The sequence below is a fragment of the Planomonospora parontospora genome (assembly GCA_014647935.1).
Taxonomy (GTDB): Bacteria; Actinomycetota; Actinomycetes; order Streptosporangiales; family Streptosporangiaceae; genus Planomonospora; species Planomonospora parontospora.
The window spans coordinates 400303-423175 of sequence record BMQD01000003.1; the positions used below are offsets into that span (position 1 = coordinate 400303).

Sequence of the window (22873 nt, forward strand, 5' to 3'; positions counted from 1 at the left end):
GGAACGCACCAGCTCACCACAGGAGGGCCGGCGGGGAGATGCGGCGGCGCCGGATCCCTCGGCTCATGCGACCGAGGGATCATTCCGTGTCGATGTCAGCCTCTCCCAGAAGCTCCTCGGGGGCGAAGCTCCACTTCCTGCGCTTTCTGGAAGCATCGATAGTTCTCTACGGAGAAGCGGGTCAACGGCATGCGGGTCACCGTAGTCCCAACTCCTGGGACATAGGCCCGGATTGATCACATCTCTTGGAAGCCGGTGGACCAGAGGGAACCTCTGGCGGTGATATGTCATGTCTTGCTGGTATGTCGAAGTTGCCTGGCCTCTTGAAGCGGCTGGGTCTGTCCCAGGCTGGACCGCCCTATCGTGAGGCCTCTGCCGGAATCGACACCTCTCGGACCGCAGGTCCGAGAGGTGTGAACGCCCGGCGGAGCATCCGCCGGGCGCCCGGTCACCGGCCGGAGGGGACCGGCCGCGAGACGTCTGTGATCACTTGGTGACCAGCGGGATCGCGGTCTCGCTCGCGCCCTCTTCGAGGTCCTTGACCTCGGCGACCTCGTCGGCCGACGGGGCCTTCACCGAGACCTTGGCGCCCCAGCGGGTGTATTCGGTCTCGACCGTGACGGAGGAGTCCTTCCCGGTCGCGTAGGTGGTCGACAGCCTGGTGGGGAGCCGGTCGGCGCCGAACGCCATCCTCCAGGTCACCACGGTCTTGGCGTCCTTGGCGGAGGGCTTCTGCAGGATCGAGGTCCGGAACCACGGCGAGACCTTGTAGAGCTCACCGAAGGTGATCTTCCCGCTGTAACCCCCGGTCTGCTTGACGGCGTGCGCGAGCAAGGCCTTGAGCGTCGCGGGCTCGGCCGGGTTCACCAGCTGGCTCATCGAGCCGTAGGTGCCGTTGATGGGGCCGGGGAAGCGGAGCCAGGTCTTGCCGGAGGGCAGGAACTCGCCGAAGACGCCGCCGGAGAGGTAGGAGACGTTCTTCACCCGGATGGTCCGCTCGGGCTTGGCGAGCCCGGCGAGCATCTTGGCGAAGTTCGCGTTGTCCTCGCCGCTCGACTCCTCGGCGATCGCCCCGAACTCCTCGAGGTCGCTGGCCTTGATGCGCAGCTTGGTGGTGTGGTCGGACGCGGCGACCCCGGAACGGCCGAACTGGAGGACGCCCGTCCGGGTCGAGAAGACCTGGCGGGTGTTCCCGGTGACCAGCTTCGTCTTGTCGGAGAAGCTCACCCCGCGGCCGGCGCCGAGCTTGCTCTGCAGCGCGGCGAGGGGATCGGCGGGCGCCTGCGCGTGGGCGGCCGAGGCGAGCGTGGGGACGGCCAGACCTGCTGCCGCGGCACAGGCCAGACCGGCGATGAAACGCTTCAAGTGGATTCTCCCGTGTATTCCCTCCACCCCGTTCGGGAGGGACCCGGACATCCTTCCGAATCCAGATCACAATGAAGTCTCGTTAAATGCGGCATATGCCGAATTGGTGATGGATATTCCGTGCAGAACGCCGCAGTCCGGTCGGGCGGCGGCTCCGGGGGCGGAGGGTCGGTCGGGTGACCGGCGGTTCCGGGGGGCGGAGAGAAACGGTCAGCCGACCGGCAGCGTCGGAGGAGGGGAGAGATCGCCGCCGACCCGGCCCGCGTCGGCGGTGTCCTCCGGAGGCGGGGGCGCCAGTGTCACGTCCGAGCCCCAGCCGGTGTAGCGGGTGTCCGCGACCGTGACGGTGGGCCGCTTCGGCGTCCCGGGGACGGGCTGCCTCCAGGTGGTCGTCAGGCGGCGGGCCAGGTTCGACCGGTCCAGCCAGAGCCGGAAGCCGACCGTGATCTTCGCGCTCCGGCCCTTCGGCGGCCCGGCGAGCCGGTCGCGGAAGGAGGGGGAGACGCGGTAGAGCGTGCGCAGCGTCACGGTGCCCTGGTGGTACGCGCCGGAGGGCAGCCTCCGCTTCACCGAGCTGTGGGAGAGCAGGACGCCCAGGGTGGCCGGTTCGAAGACGTTCACGATCTGCGGCAGCGCCGCGGTCTGCTTGATGTTCGCCGGGCCGATCAGCCCGAGCCAGCTCTTGCCCTCGGGCAGCCAGGTCTCGTAACCCGGCCCGGACAGGTACGCCTCGTTCGGGAAGCAGATCACCCGGGTCGAGCCGAGCCGCCGCCCGATCAGGCCCTCGAACTCCCGGATCGCCCCGCGTCCCGCCTCCGTGCGCCCCGTCGTGTCCGTGGCGTACACCCCCGAGGCGTCGAACTCCACCCGGCCTCTGCGCCAGATGGTGACGACCGCCCTGCCGTCCCGGTGGACCCGTCCGACATCGGATATCCGCAGCCCGGTGTGCTCGACGAAGTGCCGTCTCAGCGCCGTCACGGGCGACGGCGCTCCCTGTGCCGTACCCGGCTGTGACGGTGCGGCCTGCGCCGTACCCGGCTGCGGCAGTGCGGTGGACAGTACCACCGCGACGAGCGGAACGGCCCACCGTCTCATCGGATCTCCCTCAACCGGAAGCCAGGATCCGCCAAGCTAGGCCACCCGCGCCCGCGCGGCTATGCCGCAGGCTGACAACTCCGCCTTCCGGTTTTGCACGGAGATGAGCCGTTCCGGTCGGGAACGCCCAGGGAACCGGACCGCCGATGGGGAAACGGCGCGTTCTCCGGTGGAGGGCGGAGGTGATACATGCCCACGGGATATCGATGTTCCGCGCGATATTCGCGCGGTGGAGGGCCGTTCACTGATTGCATGAGGGCGCGAGACGCGGCGACGGATGGACCGGTCATGGAAAGGCCGCCTCGCGGGGTGGGGTGCCCATTACGGGAAACGGCCGGGAGCGGTTTCCGCCGCTCCCGGCCGTTTCCCGGCCGCGCCCGCGTACGGCATGCCGTACGCGGGCCGCACCCCGCCCGGCCCTGGTGGCGGTGCCCGGCCCGGCCCCTGTCAGCCGCCGTTGCGGTGCGAGCCCAGGGTGTTGACGAGTTCCTTGGGGTCGGGCGCGTCGGAGGGCAGGTCCTTCTCGTCGATGACCTGATCGGCGGGCGGGGCGGTGACGGTGACCTTCGAGCCCCAGCCGCTGAAGCGGGTGTCGGACGTCGTGGTCAGCGACGACTTGCCGACGGCGAGGGTCTCGGAGACCGCCGCGCGCCGGGGCAGGCCCTTGCCGTCGAGCCAGAGCCGCCAGGAGAGCTCGGCCTTGGCTGACTCACCGGTCGGCTTGGTGCGGAGGGCGGCGCGGAAGCCCGGGGAGAGCTTGTACGGCTCCGCGTAGGTCAGGGTGCCCTGGTGCCGGAGGCCGTCGCGGGAGTGCTTGCCGGAGGGGTCCTTCACCAGGGCGGCCGGCACGACCGGCTCCAGTACGTCGGGGTGCTGGAGGAAGAGGGGGCCGCCCTTGCCGCCCACCTGTCAGGTAACGATCATCTGTGAGTCCGGGTTCCGCGCCCCGGGGACGCGGGGCCCGGTCCCGCGGTTCCGCGCCCCGCAAGGTTCCGGGCGCGGGGAGTCCGACCCCGTCGGGCCGGTTACGCTGCGGACAGCCGCCGCCCACGAGTGGGCGGGACGCAGACGAGGAGGTCTGTCATGGATGCCGAGCCGAGGATCCGCGTCGTCATCGCCAAGCCGGGGCTGGACGGCCACGACCGGGGCGTGAAGATCGTGGCCAGGGCGTTGCGGGACGCCGGGATGGAGGTCGTCTACACCGGCCTGCACCAGACGCCCGAGCAGATCGTGCGCACCGCCGTGCAGGAGGACGCCGCAGCGGTCGGCCTGTCGATCCTGTCGGGGGCTCACATGACCCTCTTCGCCAAGGTGATCGAGTTGCTCAGGGAGAACGACGCGGGCGACATCGTGGTGTTCGGCGGCGGGATCATTCCGGAGGACGACATGCCCGAGTTGGAGAGGATGGGCGTCGCCCGGATCTTCACGCCGGGGGCGACCACGGAGGAGATCGTCGAGTGGGTGCGGAGCGCCGTTCCCGCCCGGGTCTGACCCGCCTCCCCGCCGTACGGGCCGCCGCGCCCGTGATGTGAGCCGCAGCACGGCCCCGGTGACCTCGCCGGGGCGCTGGGGAGGCTAGGCTTCATTGGCGCAAAAATCGCGAGGCTCCCCTCACTGTCGTGGAGCCGGACCGCCGACATCTGTACACCAGCCGGACAAGCAAGGACGGACCCTCGTGGACCTGTTCGAACATCAGGCGAAGGAGCTCTTCGCGGAGTACGGCATTCCCGTGCCGCGCGGCATCGTCGCGCACACCGTGGAGGAGGCACGCGCGGCAGCGGAGGAGCTGACCGGCCGTGTCGTCGTCAAGGCCCAGGTCAAGACCGGTGGCCGAGGCAAGGCGGGCGGCGTGAAGGTCGCCGACGACGCCGCCGACGCCGAGCGGAAGGCCACCGACATCCTCGGGATGGACATCAAGGGCCACACGGTCCACAAGGTCCTGATCGAGGAGGCCAGCGCGATCGCGGAGGAGTACTACTTCTCCTTCCTGCTCGACCGTGCGAACCGCACCTTCCTCGCCATCTGCTCCGCCGCCGGCGGAATGGACATCGAAGAGGTCGCGCACAACACCCCCGAGAAGGTCGCGAAGATCCCGGTCTCCCCGCTCACCGGCGTCGACCGGGCCAGGGCCCGCGAGATCGCCGTGGCCGGCGGGCTGCCGGAGAAGGCGCTCGACGGCGCCGCCGAGCTCATCGAGAAGCTCTGGGCCGCCTTCGTCGACGAGGACGCCTCCCTGGTCGAGGTGAACCCGATGATCCTGTCCGCCGACGGCCAGGTGAAGGCCCTCGACGGCAAGGTCACCCTCGACGACAACGCCGCCTTCCGCCAGCCCGAGCACGAGGCCTACGCCGACAAGGCCGCCGAGGACCCGCTGGAGGCCGCGGCCAAGGCCAAGGACCTCAACTACGTCAAGCTCGACGGCAGCGTCGGCATCATCGGCAACGGCGCGGGCCTGGTCATGAGCACCCTGGACGTCGTCGCCTACGCGGGCGAGGCGTTCCCCGGGCAGCCCAAGCCCGCCAACTTCCTGGACATCGGCGGCGGCGCCTCGGCCGAGGTGATGGCGGCCGGCCTGGAGATCATCATCTCCGACCCGTCGGTGAAGTCGATCTTCGTGAACGTGTTCGGCGGCATCACCGCCTGCGACGCGGTCGCCAACGGCATCGTGTCCGCCTTCCAGCTGCTGGAGAGCCGCGGCGAGGCCGTCACCCGACCCCTGGTCGTCCGCCTGGACGGCAACAACGCCCTGCTGGGGCGGCAGATCCTGGCCGACGCCAAGCTTGCCGGCGTCGAGCTGGTCGACACGATGGACGAGGCGGCCAAGCGCGCCGCCGAGCTCGCTGCGGTAGGTGCGTAATGGCTATCTGGCTGACCGAGAACAGCAAGATCATCGTTCAGGGCATGACCGGCGGGGAGGGCACCAAGCACACCCGCCGCATGCTCGCCGCCGGCGCCCGGGTGGTGGGCGGCGTCAACGCCCGCAAGGCCGGCACCGTGCACGAGGGTCTGCCGGTGTTCGGCACCGTGGCCGAGGCCATGGCCGAGACCGGTGCGGACGTGTCGGTGGTGTTCGTGCCGCCGGCCTTCACCAAGGACGCCGTCAAGGAGGCCGTCGACGCCGGCATCCCGCTCTGCGTGGTGATCACCGAGGGCGTGCCGGTGCACGACACCACCGAGTTCTGGGCGTACGCGGTGGCCAAGGGCGGCAAGACGCGGATCATCGGCCCGAACTGCCCGGGCATCGCCTCGCCGGGCGCCTCGAACGCGGGGATCATCCCGGCCGACATCACCACCGCCGGCCGGATCGGGCTCGTGTCGAAGTCGGGCACGCTGACCTACCAGCTCATGTACGAACTGCGCGACTTCGGGTTCTCCACCGCGGTGGGCATCGGCGGCGACCCGGTGATCGGCACGACGCACATCGACGCGCTGGAGGCCTTCCAGGCCGACCCGGGCACGGACGCGATCGTGATGATCGGCGAGATCGGCGGAGACGCCGAGGAGCGGGCCGCGGCCTACATCGAGCAGCACGTGACCAAGCCGGTCGTGGCCTACGTGGCGGGGTTCACCGCGCCTGAGGGCAAGACCATGGGTCACGCGGGCGCGATCGTCTCGGGCTCGGCCGGGACCGCGCAGGCCAAGAAGGAGGCGCTGGAGAAGGTCGGCGTGCGGGTCGGCAAGACCCCCAGCGAGACCGCCCGCCTCATGCGCGAGGTCATGCGGTCCCGCTGACCGCCCGTGCCGGACCGCACCGCACGGCGCGGTCCGGCCGCCACTCGGCGGTCTCAGCGGTTCTCCAGCGGTTCGGCAGAAGTGATTCGACAGAGGCGTCCGGCGTGTTCCGCCGGACGCCTCTGTCGCGTCCCGGTCCTCTCTCGCGCCCCACGCGTCCCGGTCCTCTCTCGCGCCCCACGCGTCCCGGTCCTCCCTCGTGCCCGCAGGGTGCGCCTCCCGGGAAGCGCCTGCGGGCTCCGCCTTCCCGGAGACCGGTCCGACTCGCGGCATTCCTCCCGTACGGCGTGCGACACGCGGACCGATGAGCGCCCGCCTACCAGAAGATCGGTGAGACCATCGGGTACTGTGACGGCCCTTCTCGACCATTTCCGGACGGCTCCCCGAACCGTCCTCAGTCGCATCCCCCTGCCCGGCGCCACGGGTGACGACGACGTCCGCAGGCCGCTCCCCGTCTCAGGAATGCTCGCAGCCGCCTGGACGCTCGGCGTCGGCCTCGCGGTGCTCACCACGCTCACCCTGGTCGGCTGGATCGCCGCTCCCCGGGGCACGCTCGACGGCGGCCTGCCCGAGGTCTTCCGCACCGCGGCGCAGCTCTGGCTGGCCGCGCACCACGCGGGGTTCGCGATTCCCGGCGGGTCGGTCGGGCTGATCCCCCTCGGGCTGGTGGCCCTACCCGCCTTCCTGCTCTACCGCGCCGGGATCTGGATGGCCCGCGACGCGGACCTGCGGCTGCGGCTGCCCGCCCGGCTGCCCAGGAACAGCCCCAAGGAGCAGGCCAACGCCCGGCGGCGGGCCCAGCTGGTCCTGATCGCGCAGGCGGGCGTCTCGCTGGCGGCGCCGTACGCGCTGCTGGCGGGGGTGGTCGCGCTCGTCGCCCGCAACCCGATCACCCAGCCGTTCCTGGGGGAGGCGCTGGTCAGCCACCTGATCCTGGCCTTCGTCGCGGGTTCGCTGGCGACCGTCAGGGCGATCGGGCCGTGGCGGGTGATGCCGCGCCTGCTGCCCGAGCGGCTGCGCTCGGTCGCGGGCGGCACCGCCGCCGCCCTGGGGATCATGCTGCTGGCGGGCGCCCTGCTGGTGCTCGGCGCCGTCGTGGCGGGATTCGACGAGGTCCGGCACCTGACGGACGTGCTGGCCCCCGGGGTCGTCGGCGGCCTGCTGCTCGTGCTGGTCCAGGGACTCTACCTGCTCAACGCGTTCGTCTGGGGGATGGCCTACATCGCCGGGCCCGGCTTCGCGGTCGGGACCGGCACGCTGATCGCCCCGACCGGGGTGCAGCTGGGCACCGTGCCCAGCCTGCCGATCCTGGGTGCGCTGCCCGAGGCGGGTCCGACCCCGGCCTGGCTCATGGCGGTGATCGCGGTCCCGTTCGTCGCCGGGGCGGTGGCGGGTGTCGTGCTGGTCAGGATCGCGCCCTCTCCCACCTACGAGGGCGCGCCGCTGTGGGGTTTCGCCTGCGGCATCGCCACCGGCTGCGCGGCCGGTGCGCTGGCGGCGCTGTCCGGCGGTGCGCTCGGCGGCGGCAGGCTGGTCGAGATGGGTCCCGCGGCCTGGGAGGTCATGCTCTCGGTGACGCTGGAGACGGGGGTCGCCGCGGGCATCTCGGCGGGACTGGCCAACTGGTGGCTGATCTTCCGGGGCCACAACACCGCCGTCACCAGGGCGGCGGCGAAGGCCGCCTCGGCGGCGGCGCCCGTGCGCAAGGCGGGCGCGAAGCTGGCCATGGCCGCGGGGTCGGTGACCGGCCGGGCCAGGGCCGCCGACGCGGACGAGCACCGCGCGCTCCCGGGCCACTGGCTGGACGCCACCGAGTGCGACACCCAGCCGATCCCGGTCATCCGGGACGACTGGGAGGACGAGCACGCCTCCGCCGCCGCGGAGAAGCCGCAGCGGAACCGGCGTCCGGAGCCGCCCCGGCCGCCCCGGCGCGACATCGTGGACGAGAGCGACGACAAGGGCGGGCACGTGATCTACGTGGACCCCTACGCCTGGGACCGCGACTGAGTCCGCGACCGGGTCAGGGGCCGCGACCGGGTCAGGGGCCGAACGGGAAGCGCAGCTGGCCGGGCTCGACGAAGGGAAGCTTCTTCCTCATCGAGTCCTCCAGCCGGTTGAGGCACTCGTCCTGGGCGGTGACGGTGCTCGCGCCGCGGCGGCACTCCTCGTAGGCGGACAGTTCGTCGCGCAGGTAGAACTGGAACGCCGACGCCATGATCGAGAACAGGAGCGCCGCCGACGCGATGGCGATGCCGGCGACGGCCGTGCCGATCGGCTTGGAGACCGACCTGAGCGCGGGGATCGCCCGGATCGAGACGACGAGCGCGAAGACCGACATGACCAGTCCCGCCATCGGGAGCATGAGGGTCATCACCGCCGACGCGAACGCGAGCCACAGGGCCCGCCGCCCCGCGCTCTCCGCCGGCCGTAGCTGGACGGGTGTCGCCATGCCAACCTCCTTGCGTCGCCCGAGCGGACGGACCTATACCCTTGCAGCGGCGTGAGTCCCCGTCCGAATGGAGTGCGTCGGTGTCATCCCAGGCCGCTCGGCTTGTGGTTCTCGTGTCCGGATCTGGAACAAACCTACAGGCCCTGCTGGACGCCGTGGCAGACGAGGGTTACGGCGCCCGGATCGTGGCGGTGGGCGCCGACCGCGACGGGATCGAAGGACTGGCCCGTGCGGAGCGCGCCGGAGTGCCGGTCTTCGTCGAGCGCGTCGCGGACCATCCCGACCGCGCGGCGTGGGACCGGGCGCTCGCGGCCAGGATCGCGGAGCACGAACCCGATCTGGTGGTCTGCGCCGGGTTCATGAAGATCCTCGGCGCGCCGACGCTGACCGCCTTCCCCGTGCTCAACACCCACCCCGCGCTGCTGCCGGCCTTCCCAGGCGCGCACGGGGTCCGCGACGCCCTGGCGTACGGGGTGCGGGTCACCGGCTGCACCGTGATGCTCGCCGACGCCGGGGTCGACACCGGCCCGATCATCGCCCAGGAGGCCGTCCGCGTCTACGACGGCGACGACGAGCACACCCTGCACGAGCGCATCAAGACCGTCGAGCGGGGGCTGCTCGTCGACACCGTCGGCCGGATGGCCCGCGAGGGCTGGACGGTCACCGGCCGGACCGTCCGCCTCGGCCGGCCCGCCGCCGTCGGCTGACTCCGGCCGACACGCGCCCCGATACGTGCCTGGCAGCCGCCCGGCACCTGCTCGACCCCCGCCGACCAGGCGGCCGGGCGACCCGGCGGATGAGCCGGGCGCCCCCGGAAGAACCGGAACCGACACAGGAGGACCGAGAAGTGACCCGCATCGCCATCCGGCGCGCGTTGATCGCGGTGTACGACAAGAGCGGGCTGGAGGAGCTGGCACGCGGGCTCGACGCCGCGGGGGTGGAGATCGTCTCCACCGGCGGCACCGCCGCGAAGATCGCCTCCTTCGGCGTCCCGGTCACCCCGGTGGAGGCGCTGACCGGGTTCCCCGAGTGCCTCGACGGCCGGGTCAAGACCCTGCACCCGCGCGTGCACGCGGGACTGCTCGCCGACGGCGGCAACCCCGCCCACGTCGCGCAGCTGGAGGAGCTGGAGATCGACCCGTTCCAGCTGGTCGTCGTCAACCTCTACCCGTTCCAGCAGACCGTCGCCTCCGGCGCCTCCGACGCCGAGTGCGTGGAGCAGATCGACATCGGCGGCCCGGCGATGATCCGCGCCGCCGCCAAGAACCACGGCACCGCCGCGGTCGTGGTGGACCCGGCCGCCTACGGCGACGTGCTCGCCGCGGTCGCCGCCGGGGGCTTCACCCTCACCGAGCGCCGCCGCCTGGCGGCCGCCGCCTACGCGCACACCGCCTCCTACGACACCGCGGTGGCCTCCTGGTTCGCCGACGTCTACACGGCGGAGGAGGGCACCTGGCCCGCTTTCATGGGGGCCTCCTGGGAGCTGTCGGCCGCCCTGCGCTACGGGGAGAACCCGCACCAGCGCGCCGCGCTCTACACCGCGGGCACCGGCGGGCTGGCCGGAGCCGAGCAGCTGCACGGCAAGGAGATGTCCTACAACAACTACCTCGACGCCGACGCGGCCTGGCGGGCGGCGTGGGACTTCGCCGAGCCCGCCGTCGCGATCATCAAGCACCAGAACCCGTGCGGCATCGCGGTCGGGGCCGACGTCGCCGAGGCGCACCGCAAGGCCAACGCCTGCGACCCGGTCTCGGCCTACGGCGGCGTCATCGCGGTCAACGGCGAGGTCACCGAGGAGCTGGCCCGGCAGATCGCCGAGGTCTTCACCGAGGTCGTGGTCGCCACCGGGTTCACCGCCGGGGCGCTGGCCGTACTGACCGAGAAGAAGAACCTCCGCCTGCTGGCCTGCCCCGAGGGGCCGGCCAACCCGGCCGAGTTCCGCCGGATCGACGGAGGTCTGCTGGTGCAGACCGCCGACCGGGTGGACGCCTCCGGCGACGCGGCCGAGGCCTGGGAGCTCAAGGCGGGCCCCGCGGCGTCGGCGGAGGTCCTCGCGGACCTGGCCTTCGCCTGGAAGGCGTGCCGCTCGGTGAAGTCCAACGCGATCCTGCTGGCCGCGGGCGGCGCGAGCGTCGGCGTCGGCATGGGCCAGGTCAACCGGGTCGACTCGGCCCAGCTCGCGGTCTCCCGCGCCGGTGACCGCGCCGCCGGGTCGGTGGCGGCCTCCGACGCGTTCTTCCCCTTCGCCGACGGGCTCAAGGTGCTCGTCGACGCGGGCGTGAAGGCGATCGTGGAGCCCGGCGGCTCCATCCGGGACGACGAGGTGATCGCCGCGGCCGAGGCCGCCGGGGTCACCCTCTACTTCACCGGCACCCGCCACTTCTTCCACTAGGAGTCCTCGGGGGCCTCCGTGCTCCCGCCTGCGAGCTCCGGCAGGAGCCCTCGGGGCTCTCTCCGTCCGCACGGCCGTCGCGTTCCGCGGCGGCCGTGTCCGCTTCCTGCTCCCCGCCTGCGCCGTCTTCCGCCGCCCGTGTGGGCCGAATCCGACCGGACGGCCGCGCGGGCCCGTCTCCGCCGTCCCTGTCTCCGCGCGGCTCCGTCTCCGGCCGGGCAGCCGTGCGGTCCTGTGTCGTGGGGAGCCCGTACGGCCGTGCACGCGCACGGCGAGCCCGTGGGGCGACCGGAGCGACCGGGCGGGGAAGTTCCGGAAAGCCCTACGGCGGAGGCCCCGCCCGCCGATACGGATGGTGCCACTCGCGCGAAGCCTCCCGGCCGACGCCGCACGGCCGCTCCTCTCCGGAACCCCAGGGCCCCGGACCGGCCGTGTGAGACAGGTCACTGGGACAGGAGACAAAAGAGTGGCGAGTTGAACACAATTTTTCGGCTCGAAAAGGTTTGGCGCGCGCTTAGCCTGTGTCATCCCTTCTCTTTCCCTTGGAGACCTCGCATGGCCGTGCTCGACTTCCTGCTCCCCGCGCTGGTGATGATCGCCGGTTTCTGGCAGAGCCCCGTCTTCCTGGTGGCGCTCGCGCTCGGTGCGGGTTACCTGGGCGCCAAGGCCGTGGAGGTCATCCCCTTCACCCGCCGGATCATCGAGCGGCGCGAGGCCGAGGCGGCCGAGCGCGGCTGACCCGCCGTACGGCACGCGGTCCGTGGAGTCGCCCCGCCGTACGGCACACGGTCCGCGGGGCCGCCCCGGTAGACGGCGTGTGCACGGTCCACCGGCGGTCCGCGGCCCCGGCTCGGCCGGTCCGGCAGGCGGTGCCGACGGCCGGGCACGGACGATCTCATGAGAAAGTTGGCATCATGAGCGCGCAGATTCTGGACGGCAAGGCCACCGCGGCGAAGATCAAGGCGAGTCTGGCGGAGCGGGTGGCCGCGCTGAAGGAGCGGGGGATCACCCCCGGGCTCGGCACGGTCCTGGTCGGCGACGACCCCGGCAGCCAGATCTACGTCGCCGGCAAGCACCGCGACTGCGCCGAGGTCGGCATCGCCTCCATCCGCAGGGACCTGCCGGACAACGCCACCCAGGCGGAGGTCGAGGAGGTCATCGACGACCTCAACGCCTCGGCCGAGTGCACCGGCTACATCGTCCAGCTCCCGCTGCCCCGGCACCTGGACACCCAGGCGCTCCTGGAGCGGATGGACCCGGCCAAGGACGCCGACGGCCTCCACCCGGTCAACCTGGGCCGCCTGGTGCACATGGTCGACGCGCCGCTGCCCTGCACCCCGCACGGCATCGTCCTGCTCCTGCAGGAGTACGGCGTGCCGCTCAAGGGCGCCGAGGTCGTCGTGGTCGGCCGCGGCATCACGGTGGGCCGCTCGCTCGGCCTGCTGCTGACCCGCCGCTCGGAGAACGCCACCGTCACCCTCTGCCACACCGGCACCCAGGACCTGGCGGCCCACACCCGGCGCGCCGACGTCGTCGTCGCCGCCGCGGGCGTGCCGCACCTGATCACCGCGGACATGGTCAGGCCCGGCGCGGCCGTGCTCGACGTCGGCGTCTCCCGGGTCGAGGGGAAGATCGCCGGTGACGTCGCCCCGGACGTGGCGGACGTCGCGGGCTTCCTGACCCCCAACCCCGGCGGGGTGGGCCCGATGACCCGGGCCCTGCTGCTCGCCAACGTGGTCGAGGCCGCCGAGCGCCAGGCCGGGACGGCCTGACGCCCATCACGCCCCGCCCCCGAAAGCGCCACGGCCCCCGGAAACACCACGTCCACGGCCCCGGAAGCGCCACGGTCCCGGCGTCCGGATCGCCCGAGCACCGGAAGCCGGCAGCGCCCCGGGACGGACCGCGTCGCGGGCCCGGAGCCGGCCGGTCAGGACGCCCGGCGGCCCACGGTGGTCGGCGCCGGCGAGGGCTCGGCGCCGCCGCCGGTCGCCCGCTGGGGCGGCACGACCGGGGTGGGCCTGACCAGCCCCAGGGCCACGACCTCATTGGCCAGCCTGGTGCGCCGGTTGGTGCCCTCCGGAATCCGGAATTTCTGGTAAAGGCGGAGGAGGTGCTGCTTGACCGCCGCCTCCGTCACCACCAGATCGTCCGCGATCTCCCGAGCCGTGGCCGGGGCGACGAACGCCTCGTCCGAGAGCGCCGGGCGGCACAGCGACGTCAGCACGTCCACCTCCCGCCTGGTCAGCTCCGGCGCTGCCGCGCGGCGGAGCTCGACCTCGGGGACGAAGTCCTCGCGCGGGACCCCGCCGATCCGGCCCCGCGCGGCGCCGAAGGAGACGACGTCGCCGTCGTCGAGGACCCTCCGGGCGATCGGCCTGCCGTTCACCCGCGTGCCGTTGCGGGACAGGCCCAGGTCAACGACGTACAGGTAGGGTCCGCGCCGGACGAATTCCGCGTGCAGCCGGGACACGCTCGGATCGGTGAGCCGGATGTCGACTCCCCGGCCTCGCCCGACCGTCGTGATCTCGGGGCGCAACGGGACCACCTCGCCGGTGTCCTCGATGCGTATGAACGGCCCCTCCACGGCAGTTCCTCCCCAGGTAGCCCGCCGTAACTGTTACTACAGCTCCGGCTTACCCAAACGAGGGGATGCGGAATCTCCTTTGCCAGAAGCAGAATCCTTCGTGAAATTGGTCTGGACCTCTCGAAAAGGTTTCCCCTGCTCACGGGTAGACTTCCGGGGAAGATAAGCGGAGGAAACACTCATGGCGGACAAGCCCACCAAAGGCCTCGCCGATGTCGTAGCCGCGTCCACAGCGCTCAGTGACATCGACGGTCAGGCCGGTCGCCTCTTCTATCGCGGATACGACATCCACGATCTGGCCGGCCGTACCACCTTCGAAGAGACCGCGCACCTGCTGCAGTGCGGCACGCTCCCCACGCGGGAGCAACTGGCCGCCTACGGCGCGGAGCTGGTCCAGGGGCGCACGCTCGGCGCCCTCGTCGAAGCCAACGTCGCGGAGGTCGCGGCGAAGCAGGCGCCCATGGAGGCGCTGCGCACGCTGGTCTCGCTCGCCGGCGCGGACGATCCGGACAAGGACTCCAACGCTCCGGAGGCCAACCGGCGCAAGGCCGCCCGGCTGACCGCGCAGCAGCCGCTCCTGGTGGCCCGCTACCACGCGGCCAGGACCGGCACGCGGATCCCGGAGCCGGACCCGGCGCTCAGCGTCGCGGCGAACTTCCTGCTGCAGATCACCGGCCGCGCCGCGGACACCCGCGCCGTGGAGATCTTCGACGCCTGCCTCGTCCTGCACGCCGACCACACGATGAACGCCTCGACGTTCGCCGCCCGCGTCTGCGCCGCGACCCTGTCGGACATGCACTCGGCCGTCGTCGCCGCCATCGGCACGCTCAAGGGCCCGCTCCACGGCGGCGCCAACGAGCAGGTCATGCGCACGCTGGAGGCACTGGACCCGAGCGGCGTGGCGCAGGCCGTACGCGACAGGCTCGCGGCCGGCGAGAAGATCATGGGCTTCGGGCACCGCGTCTACAAGACCGAGGACCCGCGTGCCACGCACCTGCGCAAGATGTCGCAGGAGCTCGCCGAGGCCTCCGGAGACGACACGTACTACCGGATGTCCAAGGAGATGGAGGAGGTCGTCTTCGAGACGAAGGGCCTCTACCCGAACGTCGACTTCTACGCCGCGACGGTCTACCACTACCTCGGCATCCCGACCGACCTGTTCACTCCGGTCTTCTCGGTCAGCCGCATGTCAGGATGGACCGCACATGTCATCGAGCAGCACGCCGACAACCGGCTGATCCGTCCGGACAGCGAGTACATCGGCGAGCGGGACCAGAAGTGGAAGCCGATCGGCGAGCGGTGAACGCCAGGACGACAGACGACCGCTGGGGACCGTACCCGCTGGTGCTTGCGGGTGCGGTCGTCGCCGTCGCCGCGGCCGTGCTGGTCGACGTCGAGTGGGGGGGATTCACGCTCGGCGCCGTCATCATGCTGGGCGCCGCGACGAGGCTGGCCGGAGGCGGACGGCTGGCCGTACGGAAGAAGACGACCGACGCCGTCACGCTCGCCGTCCTCGGCGCCGCGCTGATGGCCGGGTCGTTGCTGCTGGAGTATCCGTGGCTCATGCCGCGATAAGTCGTCGGATGACCGGGTGGCCCTCAGGCCGCGCGCACCCGTCCGATAGCCTCAACGGCCAGTGAGCCTCAAAAGGACTTGTCTGGCCCGTGTCAGTTCAGAAGGGGAACCACACGCATGCCCAAGATCAAGGTAGAGAACCCCGTCGTCGAGCTTGACGGCGACGAGATGACGAGGATCATCTGGCAGTTCATCAAGGACCAGTTGATCCTCCCCTACCTCGACGTCGACCTGAAGTACTACGACCTCGGCATCGAGCACCGCGACGCCACGGACGACCAGGTGACGATCGACTCCGCCAACGCCATCAAGCAGTACGGCGTCGGCGTCAAGTGCGCCACCATCACCCCGGACGAGGCGCGGGTCGAGGAGTTCGGCCTCAAGAAGATGTGGAAGTCCCCGAACGGGACCATCCGCAACATCCTCGGCGGCGTGGTCTTCCGCGAGCCGATCATCATGTCCAACGTGCCGCGGCTGGTGCCGGGCTGGACCAAGCCGATCGTCATCGGCCGTCACGCCTTCGGTGACCAGTACCGCGCCACCGACGTCAAGATCCCCGGCGAGGGCTCGCTGACGCTGACCTTCACCCCGAAGGACGGCTCGGAGCCGATCGAGCTCAACGTCTTCGACTTCCCGGGCGCCGGCGTCGCCATGGCGATGTACAACCTGGACGAGTCGATCCGCGACTTCGCCCGCGCGTCGATGCGGTACGGCCTGGCCCGCAACTACCCGGTCTACCTGTCGACGAAGAACACGATCATGAAGGCCTACGACGGGCGCTTCAAGGACATCTTCGCCGAGGTGTTCGAGACCGAGTTCAAGAAGGACTTCGAGGCCGCCGGCATCTCCTACGAGCACCGCCTGATCGACGACATGGTCGCCGCGGCGATGAAGTGGGAGGGCGGCTACGTCTGGGCCTGCAAGAACTACGACGGTGACGTGCAGTCCGACACCGTCGCGCAGGGCTTCGGCTCGCTCGGCCTGATGACCTCGGTCCTGATGTCGCCCGACGGCCGCACCGTCGAGGCCGAGGCCGCCCACGGCACCGTGACCCGTCACTACCGCGAGCACCAGAAGGGCAACCCGACCTCCACCAACCCGATCGCCTCGATCTTCGCGTGGACCCGGGGCCTGGCCCACCGCGGCAAGCTCGACAACACCCCCGCGGTGACCGACTTCGCCGAGAAGCTGGAGCAGGTCTGCATCGAGACCGTCGAGGGCGGCCAGATGACCAAGGACCTCGCGCTGCTCGTCGGCGGCGACGCCAAGTGGCTGACCACCCAGGACTTCCTGGCGGCCCTGGACGAGAACCTGAAGCGGAAGATGGCCTGACCGCCTTCCGGATCAGGGGAGGGACGGTCTGACCGTCCCCGTCGGCACAAGGAGGGGGCCGCCCACCGGGCGGCCCCCTCCCGCTTTCCCGGACTTTCAGCCCCGGTGAGCCCGTCCGGCCCGTTCCCCCCGGACCGGGCGCGCTCACCGGAGTATGTCCAGCTCGCCGGTGGAGAGGGTCAGCACGCCGTACTCCCGCGTCGCGGTCCCCTCGGTCCTGACCAGGATCTCGTCCGAGGTGACCCAGCCCTGGAAGATCCAGTGGCGCCGGCCGCCGTACCGGGTGATGTCGGTCCGGACCTCGCGCCCGGTCGCGACGTCGATGATCAGCGGCGCCTCCTCGCCGCTCGGAGCGACCCCCCTGCGCCCATCGGGGGAGACGCCGGAGGGCGGACCGCCGGGCCAGCCGTCCGTACGGATGGTCCGCAGGCGCTTCCCGCCGGGGGTGAGGAATCGCAGCTCGCTCTCGTAGGGCCCGTCCTCGCCGGCGGTGACCCGGTGGACCACCGGCCCGGTCGACGTCCAGCCGATGAGGCCGTCACCGGGACCGACGCGGGACCGCGACCGCCGCCCCGTCCGGGTGTCGGTGATCTCGACTGGCTGCCCCTCCCCGGACTGATAGACCAACCGGCGGCCGTCCGGCGTGAAGAAGAGCCGGGGCTGGTCGGATTCCCATCCGATGTCGGGGTCGAGCGGGCCGGAGGCGGGGATCGCCTTTCCGGTCTTCAGATCGTGGACGACCAGGCGCATGTCCTTCTCACGGCCGTAGGCCAGGCGACGTCCGTCCCGGCTGACCGCGAACAGGGACGGTACGGCGAGCGCCCCCGGCATCGGCGGCTCCGGTACCGCCGCCGTGACCAGGTGCCAGCGCCCGCACGGGCTTCCCCGGCAACCGGAGACCACACCGGACGGCGGGGCGGTCGGGAGCGGATGCTCGGGCGGCACGGGCGGGCCGGTCGCCGGACCCGTCGCCGGGGCGCCGAAGACGGTCATCGGATCGGACCAGGCGGGCTGGTCGGTCACCGGACTGATCGCCCCCGTGGAGAGGTCGACCAGATGGAAATCGTCATCCGACACCTTCGAGACCAGCGCCCGGTCGCCGACCATGCCCCGGTGGGACCAGCCGTGGTCGATCTCGGGCAGCCGGACGAGATCGACCACCTCACCGGAGCGCAGGTCTCTCACGGCCAGCACATCGTGCCGTTCGGAGCTCCTCTCTTGGTAATCGGGGCCGTACTCGCCGCCGAACGCCTCCCTGTAGAGCCCGACCGAGTGCTTCCCGTCCGCCGCCACGAGGGCGGAGTTCACGCCCGAGCCGCGGACCCGCTCGGAAACCGTGCCGATCTGCTCGCCCCTGCGGTCGAACACCGCCCATGTCGTACGGTCGTACAGCTCGGACGGGTCCTCCACCTCGGACGGATCACCAGAGCAGGGGACACCGATGATCCTGCGGGCGTCGCGGCCCAGGCCGACGACCTCGCAGACGCCGTCCAGGGCGGTGGTCGTGCCGGTGGTGAAGTCGGTGAGGTGGACCTGCGGCGACCTGCCCAGGCGGGTCGCCGCGAAGAACCGGCCGTCCGCCGAGACGTGCAGGCCGATCCGCTCCCGCGCGGTGATGCCGTCCAGCAGCCGGGGACTCAGGCCGACCCTCCGGCCGCTCGGCAGGTCGTGGGCGACGAAGTGCTGCTCGGTCGTGCTGAAGTAGGCGACCCGGCGGCCGTCGCCGCTCACCCGGAGCGGAGGCCGGAGCACGGGACCGCCGGGGACACGGAGCTGCTGGGCCGCGTCGGGGATCTCGATCGACCGGAGCGCGCCGTTCCCCTCGACCGGTTCCGCGCCCTCGACGGACTCCCCGGACCGCACGGCCAGCCGCCAGCCGGAGCAGGCGGAGACCTGCGGATCCGGGCCCGGGCCGTAGCGGCATCGCGGGGACGCGTAGCTGACGGTCACCGGGAGCGGCGGGGGCTCCCAGAGGCCGGTCAGCGGGCGGGGACCGGCCGATCCGGAGTCCACCAGGAAGGCCAGCGCCAGGCCGATCACGGCTGCACCGGCGACCGCGCCGGCGGTCGGCCACCGGTATCGGCGCCACGGACCCCAGGGGGCGGTCACCAGGGGTCGACCTTGCCGAGGACGGGGAACCGGTGGCTCTCGTTCAGGCTGATCCCCTCGGCCTCGGAGGCCTTCCCGGTGGCCGGGTCGACCAGCCGCAGTTCGTCATCGGCGTCATCGAGGTCGAGCCTGGTCAGGAAGCGGCCGTGCGCGTCCCAGCCCAGCAGTTCCGGGGCGTCGCCGAACTCGGAGAGCTCGACCCGGATCTTCACCTTGCGGACGGTCTTCCCGGTGGCCGGGTCCACCGTCGCAGCCTCGCCGTTCTCAGTGAGGACCAGCAGGCGGCGTCCGTCGGGGAAGAGGCCCGCGGCCGGTGCGGGGTCGAAGGGCACCCGCGTGCGCACGGCGCCGTCCGGGCCGACGGTGACCAGTTCGGCCTTGTCGCCCTCGGGCAGGGTGACCGCCGTGAACCCCCGCGAGCCGACGCCGAGCACCCGCGCGATCCCGGGCACCTCCACACCCCGGCCGCCGCCGGTGCTCACCAGGCGGGTCGTGCCCGTCCCGGGCCCGGAGGTGGTGAGGGCGGCGTGGCGGCCGTCGTGCGAGAGCACGGGCACAGGGAGTTCCGCGTCGGCCAGCGGCCCGGTGAGGTCGTGGCGGACTCCGGTGCGCAGGTCCTGGTGGACCATCCGCCGGGTCCGGGCGTGCAGGTAGACGGCGTGGAAGCCGTCGCCGCTGAGCGCGAACGGCGCGGGGCGCGGCAGCGGGCCGTGCCGCCCGGCGAACGTCGCGGCCTGCAGGGCCATGACCGAGGTGCCCGGGTCGTCGGGCCCCTCGTCCACCGAGAACAGCTCCCACGCCGCGCACCTCCGGAAGGTCAGCCGGGTTCCGCACTCCGGCAGCGCCGCGTGGGCGATCGGCCGGGACGAGGTCTCCTCCCTGCCCTCGGGAGCACTCCAGGTGACGGCGTCGGGAGAGCGCGGCGCCGGGACGGACCAGGCGAGCACGACGCCCAGCGCGACGGCCGCGGTGACCGTCGCGACGGCGGTCGCGGGAGCCGCCCACCGGTGTTCCCGGTGCGCGCGGGGGACGGGCCGCCACGAATGGGTGCCCATGACCAGGGCGACGAACGGCACCACCAGGCTCACCAGGAGGATGGACGCCGCGAGCGTGTCCGGCGGCATGCTCCGGAAGCCGCACCACAGGGCGGCGACCGCCCCTCCGGCCGCCAGTACGTGCGCGGACCGGGAGCGGGCGGCGATCTCCGCGGCCACCCGGTCGGCCGGCTCATCGGTCAGCGGCCGCGTCCGCAACCCCCGGAGCAGGACCGGTACGGCCGTCACCACGGTCGCCACGCCCGCGGCCCACGGCAGGGCGGCGGCGTCCGTGCCGAACCTCAGATAGCGGACCATTCCGTAGCAGGCCAAGGTTCCCGCGGCCACCGCGCCCGCGGCCCACAGCAGAGCCACCGCCGGAGGGACGAGCCGCAGGCCGAGGTCCCCGCGCCCGGACGGCCTGGCCCGTGCCAGCCGTACCTCCGCGACCAGGACGCCGGCGAACCAGCCGAGGAAGACGGGGAGCGGACGGAGCACGATCGACTCGGCGGTGAACCCGGCGAGGACGACGAGCAGCCCGAAGACCAGGCCGAGCGAGCGCCAGCGGCGGGTCACCCGGATGTAGGTCAGGACGCGGTCGCCGTTGGACGGCGTCAGTGCGAGGCCCTGGCGGAGGGCGAACCGCTCGACGTGTTTCGGCTCGACCTGATCCATGAGCGGTGGAACGACGGCCAGGGCGATCGGGGCGAGCACGAGCGCGATCGAGAGCACGGTCCCCCTTCCGTCCGAGCCGGAAATCTAACATGATCAATTACCGGCGGGTAAGGGGGCTGCGGTGATCTCCAATCATGTCCTGGCACAGTGGGACTCGAAGGCGGGGGCGCTCACCCCGCGCGACCGGCGCCGGTTCGCGGTCGCGGGCTGCGTGGGCCTGGTCCTGATCGTCGCGGGCCTGGTCGCCTGGAACTCGGGCGCACTGGTGCCCCGGCTCTCGGCTCGCTGGCAGGACGGTCAGGGGGAGATGCGGAAGGACGACCTCGGACGGCCTGAACTGCTCCTCGTCAAGGAGGAGAGGGTCGTGGTCAACGACGGATACCTGCCGGTCACGGTCACGGGCGTGTCGGGGGCGAGCCCGGGGCTGGCACTGCGCTCCGCCGGTGTGCACCTGCCCCAGGTGATCGAACCGGGGGAGACGCTGCCGCTGGCGCTCTCCTACGCCGTCACCGACTGCGGGACGGCTCCCGAGACGATCGATCTGCGGGTCCGGGTGGATCGGTGGTGGGGGACGGCGGAGGCGGGGGTGCCCTTCACCGAGGACACGCCACCGTGGATCCGCGGTCCGGTCACGTCCGTCTGCGAGCTCGAGTAGTTCGTGCCGTCCGCTCCGCGCCGGCGTGTCAGCGGTCCGCGGCCGCGCCGATGGCGATCCGGTCGTCGCCGGGGAGCCCGGCCAGGCGGTGCATCCGGCCGCTGCGCACGTCGACCCGGTAGAACCCCAGGATGTCCCGGCTGGTCCGGCCGGTCAGCTCGACGACGACCTCGCGGGCGCTCAGCCAGTGCACGGCCTCGGCCGAGACGGGCTCACCGAGAGGGGACAGCGGCAGGCGCTTGACGGTCCGCCGGGAGGCGGCGTCCACGATGTGGAGGCTGTCGTTGCCGGGCTCTCCGGAGACGGCGGCCGCGGCGTACTTCCCGCTGGGGGAACCCGCCCAGCCCGGGTACTCCTCGTCGAGCCAGCCCGCGGACCTCTCCGCGGGCGTCGTCTCCCCGGCGGGCACGGGCGAGGTCGAACCGGTGGCGAAGTCGGTCCGGAGCCGCCGGTCGGCCAGGCGCACGGTGAAGTGGCGGCCGTCCGGGGAGACGGCGACGGAGGTGTGCTCGAGGTCGGCCGGGGTGAGCGCGGGGGACAGGTAGCGCTTCGTCCCGCTCGGCAGGTCGTGGGCGACGTACCGGAGCTCCGCCGCGCTGAGGTAGGCGAGGCGCCGGCCGTCCCGGCTGACGGCCGGGCCGAGCTCCCGCGAGCGGTCGTCGCCGTATCCCAGGTCCTGGACCGCGTCGGGGACGTGGAGCGTGGCCCTGCAGCCGCCCGGCTCGCAGGTCGCCTTGGGCAGACCGGGCCGGTCCTTCGACGGGCGGTCGGAGGTCATGGCCAGGGTCCAGCCCGAGCAGAGGACCTTCCCCGCGTACGGCGTCGCGGGACGGGCTCCCCGGCACTCGCCGGGGACCGCGTAGCGGATCACGTAGGACGTGCGCGGCGCCTTCCACGCGGCGGGTACGGCGGGCTGTGCGGTCCCTCCGGCGGAGGGCTCCGCGGAGGGCGAGGCGGAGGCCGATCCGGGGGCGGACGGCCCGGAGGAGGCCGTGGCGGCCTGCGGGACCGCGGCCGAGGCGCCGGAGCCGCGGTCGCCCGCGGCCAGCGCGGTGGTCCACACCTGGCCCTGCGGGGTCAGCGTGACGATGAACCCGACCAGCAGGGTGAGGACGGCGGCCGTCAGCAGGACCCTGCGCCTGCCGCGGCGGCGCAGGTCCGCCAGCGACCGGTCGGACAGGTCGGGGACGGAGGCCTCGCCCGCCTGCGTGGCGAACCGGTTGACCAGGCGCCTGCGGTCCCCCTTGGTGAGGGTGTCGAGCGCCTCGGTGAGCTCCGACTCCACGGCCTCCACGGGCAGGCCGAGGACGTCGGCCATCTCCTCGGGCGTCCTGCCGTCGTGGAGGCAGGCGACGGCGATGAGACGGCGGCGCGGCGGGAGCCGTACCAGGGCGGTGGCGCCGGCGGCGGTCGGCCTGCGGAGGAAGGCGCGGTAGAGCGCCGTGTGGGCGTGCGTGGCGGGGTTCTCCCACGGCGTGGGGGGCCAGGCCAGGCCCACGGTGCGGTAGGCGCGCAGGGCCAGCCGGATGGCCTGCTCGTGGCTGCCGGTGAGCAGGAGTCCGGTGCCGACGAGGGAACGCTGATCGCGCTGGACGAAGTCGCGAAAACCGATATATCGGCGCATTGGGCCTTACTCCGCATGGTTGGGGAGATCAAACGGTAGCGATCCAGGTAGCCGGAGCGCCAAATCGGGACGATTGTCAATAGTCGGCCGGTTGGAAGCGTACCGGTGCGTTCCCGTCCGTGTGCCCCCGTCGGCGCCGTCCGGTCCGGGAGGCGGTCCCGTGCCGGGGCGCCGGGACCGGGCGCGGCGAGGTCACTTCGGGGTAACGCGGAGGGACGGGCCCTCGCCGGGACGTAAAGTTTTTCCCATCGG

20 protein-coding genes are annotated in these 22873 nt (G+C 72.2%); 12 read left to right on the forward strand and 8 right to left on the reverse strand.

The window, feature by feature from the left end:
• Positions 1-486: 486 nt before the first annotated feature.
• The 3 genes from IEZ07_RS07230 to IEZ07_RS07240 all read right to left on the reverse strand — a co-directional run bounded on the left by IEZ07_RS07230 (position 487) and on the right by IEZ07_RS07240 (position 3366).
• Positions 487-1365, reverse strand: a complete 879-nt coding sequence (locus IEZ07_RS07230) for a hypothetical protein (RefSeq protein WP_191894032.1) — start codon at positions 1363-1365, stop codon at positions 487-489.
• A gap of 210 nt (positions 1366-1575) precedes the next feature.
• Entirely contained in the window at positions 1576-2343 is a 768-nt protein-coding gene (locus IEZ07_RS07235) for a hypothetical protein (RefSeq protein WP_191894033.1), read from the reverse strand.
• Between the two features lie 564 nt (positions 2344-2907).
• Positions 2908-3366, reverse strand: a complete 459-nt coding sequence (locus IEZ07_RS07240) for a hypothetical protein (protein ID WP_191894034.1) — start codon at positions 3364-3366, stop codon at positions 2908-2910.
• Between the two features lie 177 nt (positions 3367-3543).
• Here IEZ07_RS07240 and icmB point away from each other — a divergent pair, with 177 nt between their 5' ends.
• The 4 genes from icmB (at position 3544) to IEZ07_RS07260 (ending at position 8199) form a co-directional block, all read left to right on the forward strand.
• Complete coding sequence (gene icmB / locus IEZ07_RS07245; protein WP_068896643.1) at positions 3544-3951, forward strand: coenzyme B12-dependent isobutyryl CoA mutase small subunit; 408 nt, start codon at positions 3544-3546, stop codon at positions 3949-3951.
• 184 nt (positions 3952-4135) lie between these two features.
• Complete coding sequence (sucC, locus tag IEZ07_RS07250; RefSeq protein ID WP_068896644.1) at positions 4136-5317, forward strand: ADP-forming succinate--CoA ligase subunit beta; 1182 nt, start codon at positions 4136-4138, stop codon at positions 5315-5317.
• Positions 5317-6192 carry a succinate--CoA ligase subunit alpha gene (sucD, locus tag IEZ07_RS07255; protein ID WP_068896645.1) on the forward strand — a complete coding sequence of 292 codons (876 nt, stop codon included), beginning with the start codon at positions 5317-5319 and terminating at the stop codon, positions 6190-6192. Before sucC ends, sucD begins: the two co-directional genes overlap by 1 nt.
• Positions 6193-6540: 348 nt before the next feature.
• Complete coding sequence (locus IEZ07_RS07260) at positions 6541-8199, forward strand: cell division protein PerM (RefSeq protein ID WP_191894035.1); 1659 nt, start codon at positions 6541-6543, stop codon at positions 8197-8199.
• 31 nt (positions 8200-8230) lie between these two features.
• On the opposite strand, the gene IEZ07_RS07265 is transcribed toward IEZ07_RS07260, so the two are convergent.
• Positions 8231-8641 carry a hypothetical protein gene (locus IEZ07_RS07265; RefSeq protein ID WP_191894036.1) on the reverse strand — a complete coding sequence of 137 codons (411 nt, stop codon included), beginning with the start codon at positions 8639-8641 and terminating at the stop codon, positions 8231-8233.
• 80 nt (positions 8642-8721) lie between these two features.
• On the opposite strand from IEZ07_RS07265, the gene purN reads away from it, so the two are divergent.
• The 4 genes from purN (at position 8722) to IEZ07_RS07285 (ending at position 12805) form a co-directional block, all read left to right on the forward strand.
• Positions 8722-9348 (forward strand): phosphoribosylglycinamide formyltransferase, encoded by a 627-nt coding sequence (purN, locus tag IEZ07_RS07270; protein WP_191894037.1) that lies wholly within the window; start codon positions 8722-8724, stop codon positions 9346-9348.
• Positions 9349-9488: 140 nt separating this feature from the next.
• Entirely contained in the window at positions 9489-11033 is a 1545-nt protein-coding gene (gene purH / locus IEZ07_RS07275; RefSeq protein ID WP_191894038.1) for a bifunctional phosphoribosylaminoimidazolecarboxamide formyltransferase/IMP cyclohydrolase, read from the forward strand.
• Between the two features lie 555 nt (positions 11034-11588).
• Positions 11589-11771, forward strand: a complete 183-nt coding sequence (locus IEZ07_RS07280) for a hypothetical protein (RefSeq protein WP_068896650.1) — start codon at positions 11589-11591, stop codon at positions 11769-11771.
• 176 nt (positions 11772-11947) lie between these two features.
• Positions 11948-12805 (forward strand): bifunctional methylenetetrahydrofolate dehydrogenase/methenyltetrahydrofolate cyclohydrolase, encoded by an 858-nt coding sequence (locus IEZ07_RS07285; RefSeq protein WP_191894039.1) that lies wholly within the window; start codon positions 11948-11950, stop codon positions 12803-12805.
• A 155-nt stretch (positions 12806-12960) separates the two neighbouring features.
• Here the strand turns inward: IEZ07_RS07285 and IEZ07_RS07290 are convergent, their stop codons facing one another.
• On the reverse strand, positions 12961-13617 hold the full coding sequence (locus IEZ07_RS07290; RefSeq protein WP_191894040.1) for an FHA domain-containing protein: 657 nt from the start codon (positions 13615-13617) through the stop codon (positions 12961-12963).
• Positions 13618-13798: 181 nt separating this feature from the next.
• On the opposite strand from IEZ07_RS07290, the gene IEZ07_RS07295 reads away from it, so the two are divergent.
• The 3 genes from IEZ07_RS07295 to IEZ07_RS07305 all read left to right on the forward strand — a co-directional run bounded on the left by IEZ07_RS07295 (position 13799) and on the right by IEZ07_RS07305 (position 16524).
• Positions 13799-14920 (forward strand): citrate/2-methylcitrate synthase, encoded by a 1122-nt coding sequence (locus tag IEZ07_RS07295; RefSeq protein WP_191894041.1) that lies wholly within the window; start codon positions 13799-13801, stop codon positions 14918-14920.
• On the forward strand, positions 14917-15192 hold the full coding sequence (locus IEZ07_RS07300) for a DUF3017 domain-containing protein (RefSeq protein ID WP_191894042.1): 276 nt from the start codon (positions 14917-14919) through the stop codon (positions 15190-15192). Before IEZ07_RS07295 ends, IEZ07_RS07300 begins: the two co-directional genes overlap by 4 nt.
• A 117-nt stretch (positions 15193-15309) precedes the next feature.
• A complete protein-coding gene (locus IEZ07_RS07305) occupies positions 15310-16524 on the forward strand; it encodes an NADP-dependent isocitrate dehydrogenase (RefSeq protein ID WP_191894043.1) in 1215 nt (404 codons plus the stop codon).
• A 144-nt stretch (positions 16525-16668) separates the two neighbouring features.
• Here IEZ07_RS07305 and IEZ07_RS07310 read toward each other — a convergent pair whose 3' ends face one another.
• Together IEZ07_RS07310 and IEZ07_RS07315 are read right to left on the reverse strand one after the other, a co-directional pair.
• Positions 16669-18633: a WD40 repeat domain-containing protein gene (locus tag IEZ07_RS07310; RefSeq protein ID WP_191894044.1), complete on the reverse strand. Its 1965-nt coding sequence runs from the start codon at positions 18631-18633 to the stop codon at positions 16669-16671.
• Positions 18630-20399, reverse strand: a complete 1770-nt coding sequence (locus tag IEZ07_RS07315; protein WP_191894045.1) for a hypothetical protein — start codon at positions 20397-20399, stop codon at positions 18630-18632. Before IEZ07_RS07315 ends, IEZ07_RS07310 begins: the two co-directional genes overlap by 4 nt.
• A gap of 64 nt (positions 20400-20463) precedes the next feature.
• Between IEZ07_RS07315 and IEZ07_RS07320 the strand changes: the two genes are divergently transcribed.
• Complete coding sequence (locus tag IEZ07_RS07320; RefSeq protein ID WP_191894046.1) at positions 20464-20997, forward strand: hypothetical protein; 534 nt, start codon at positions 20464-20466, stop codon at positions 20995-20997.
• 28 nt (positions 20998-21025) lie between these two features.
• On the opposite strand, the gene IEZ07_RS07325 is transcribed toward IEZ07_RS07320, so the two are convergent.
• Positions 21026-22621, reverse strand: coding sequence for an RNA polymerase sigma factor (locus tag IEZ07_RS07325; RefSeq protein ID WP_191894047.1), 1596 nt, complete (start codon positions 22619-22621; stop codon positions 21026-21028).
• Positions 22622-22873: the final 252 nt, after the last annotated feature.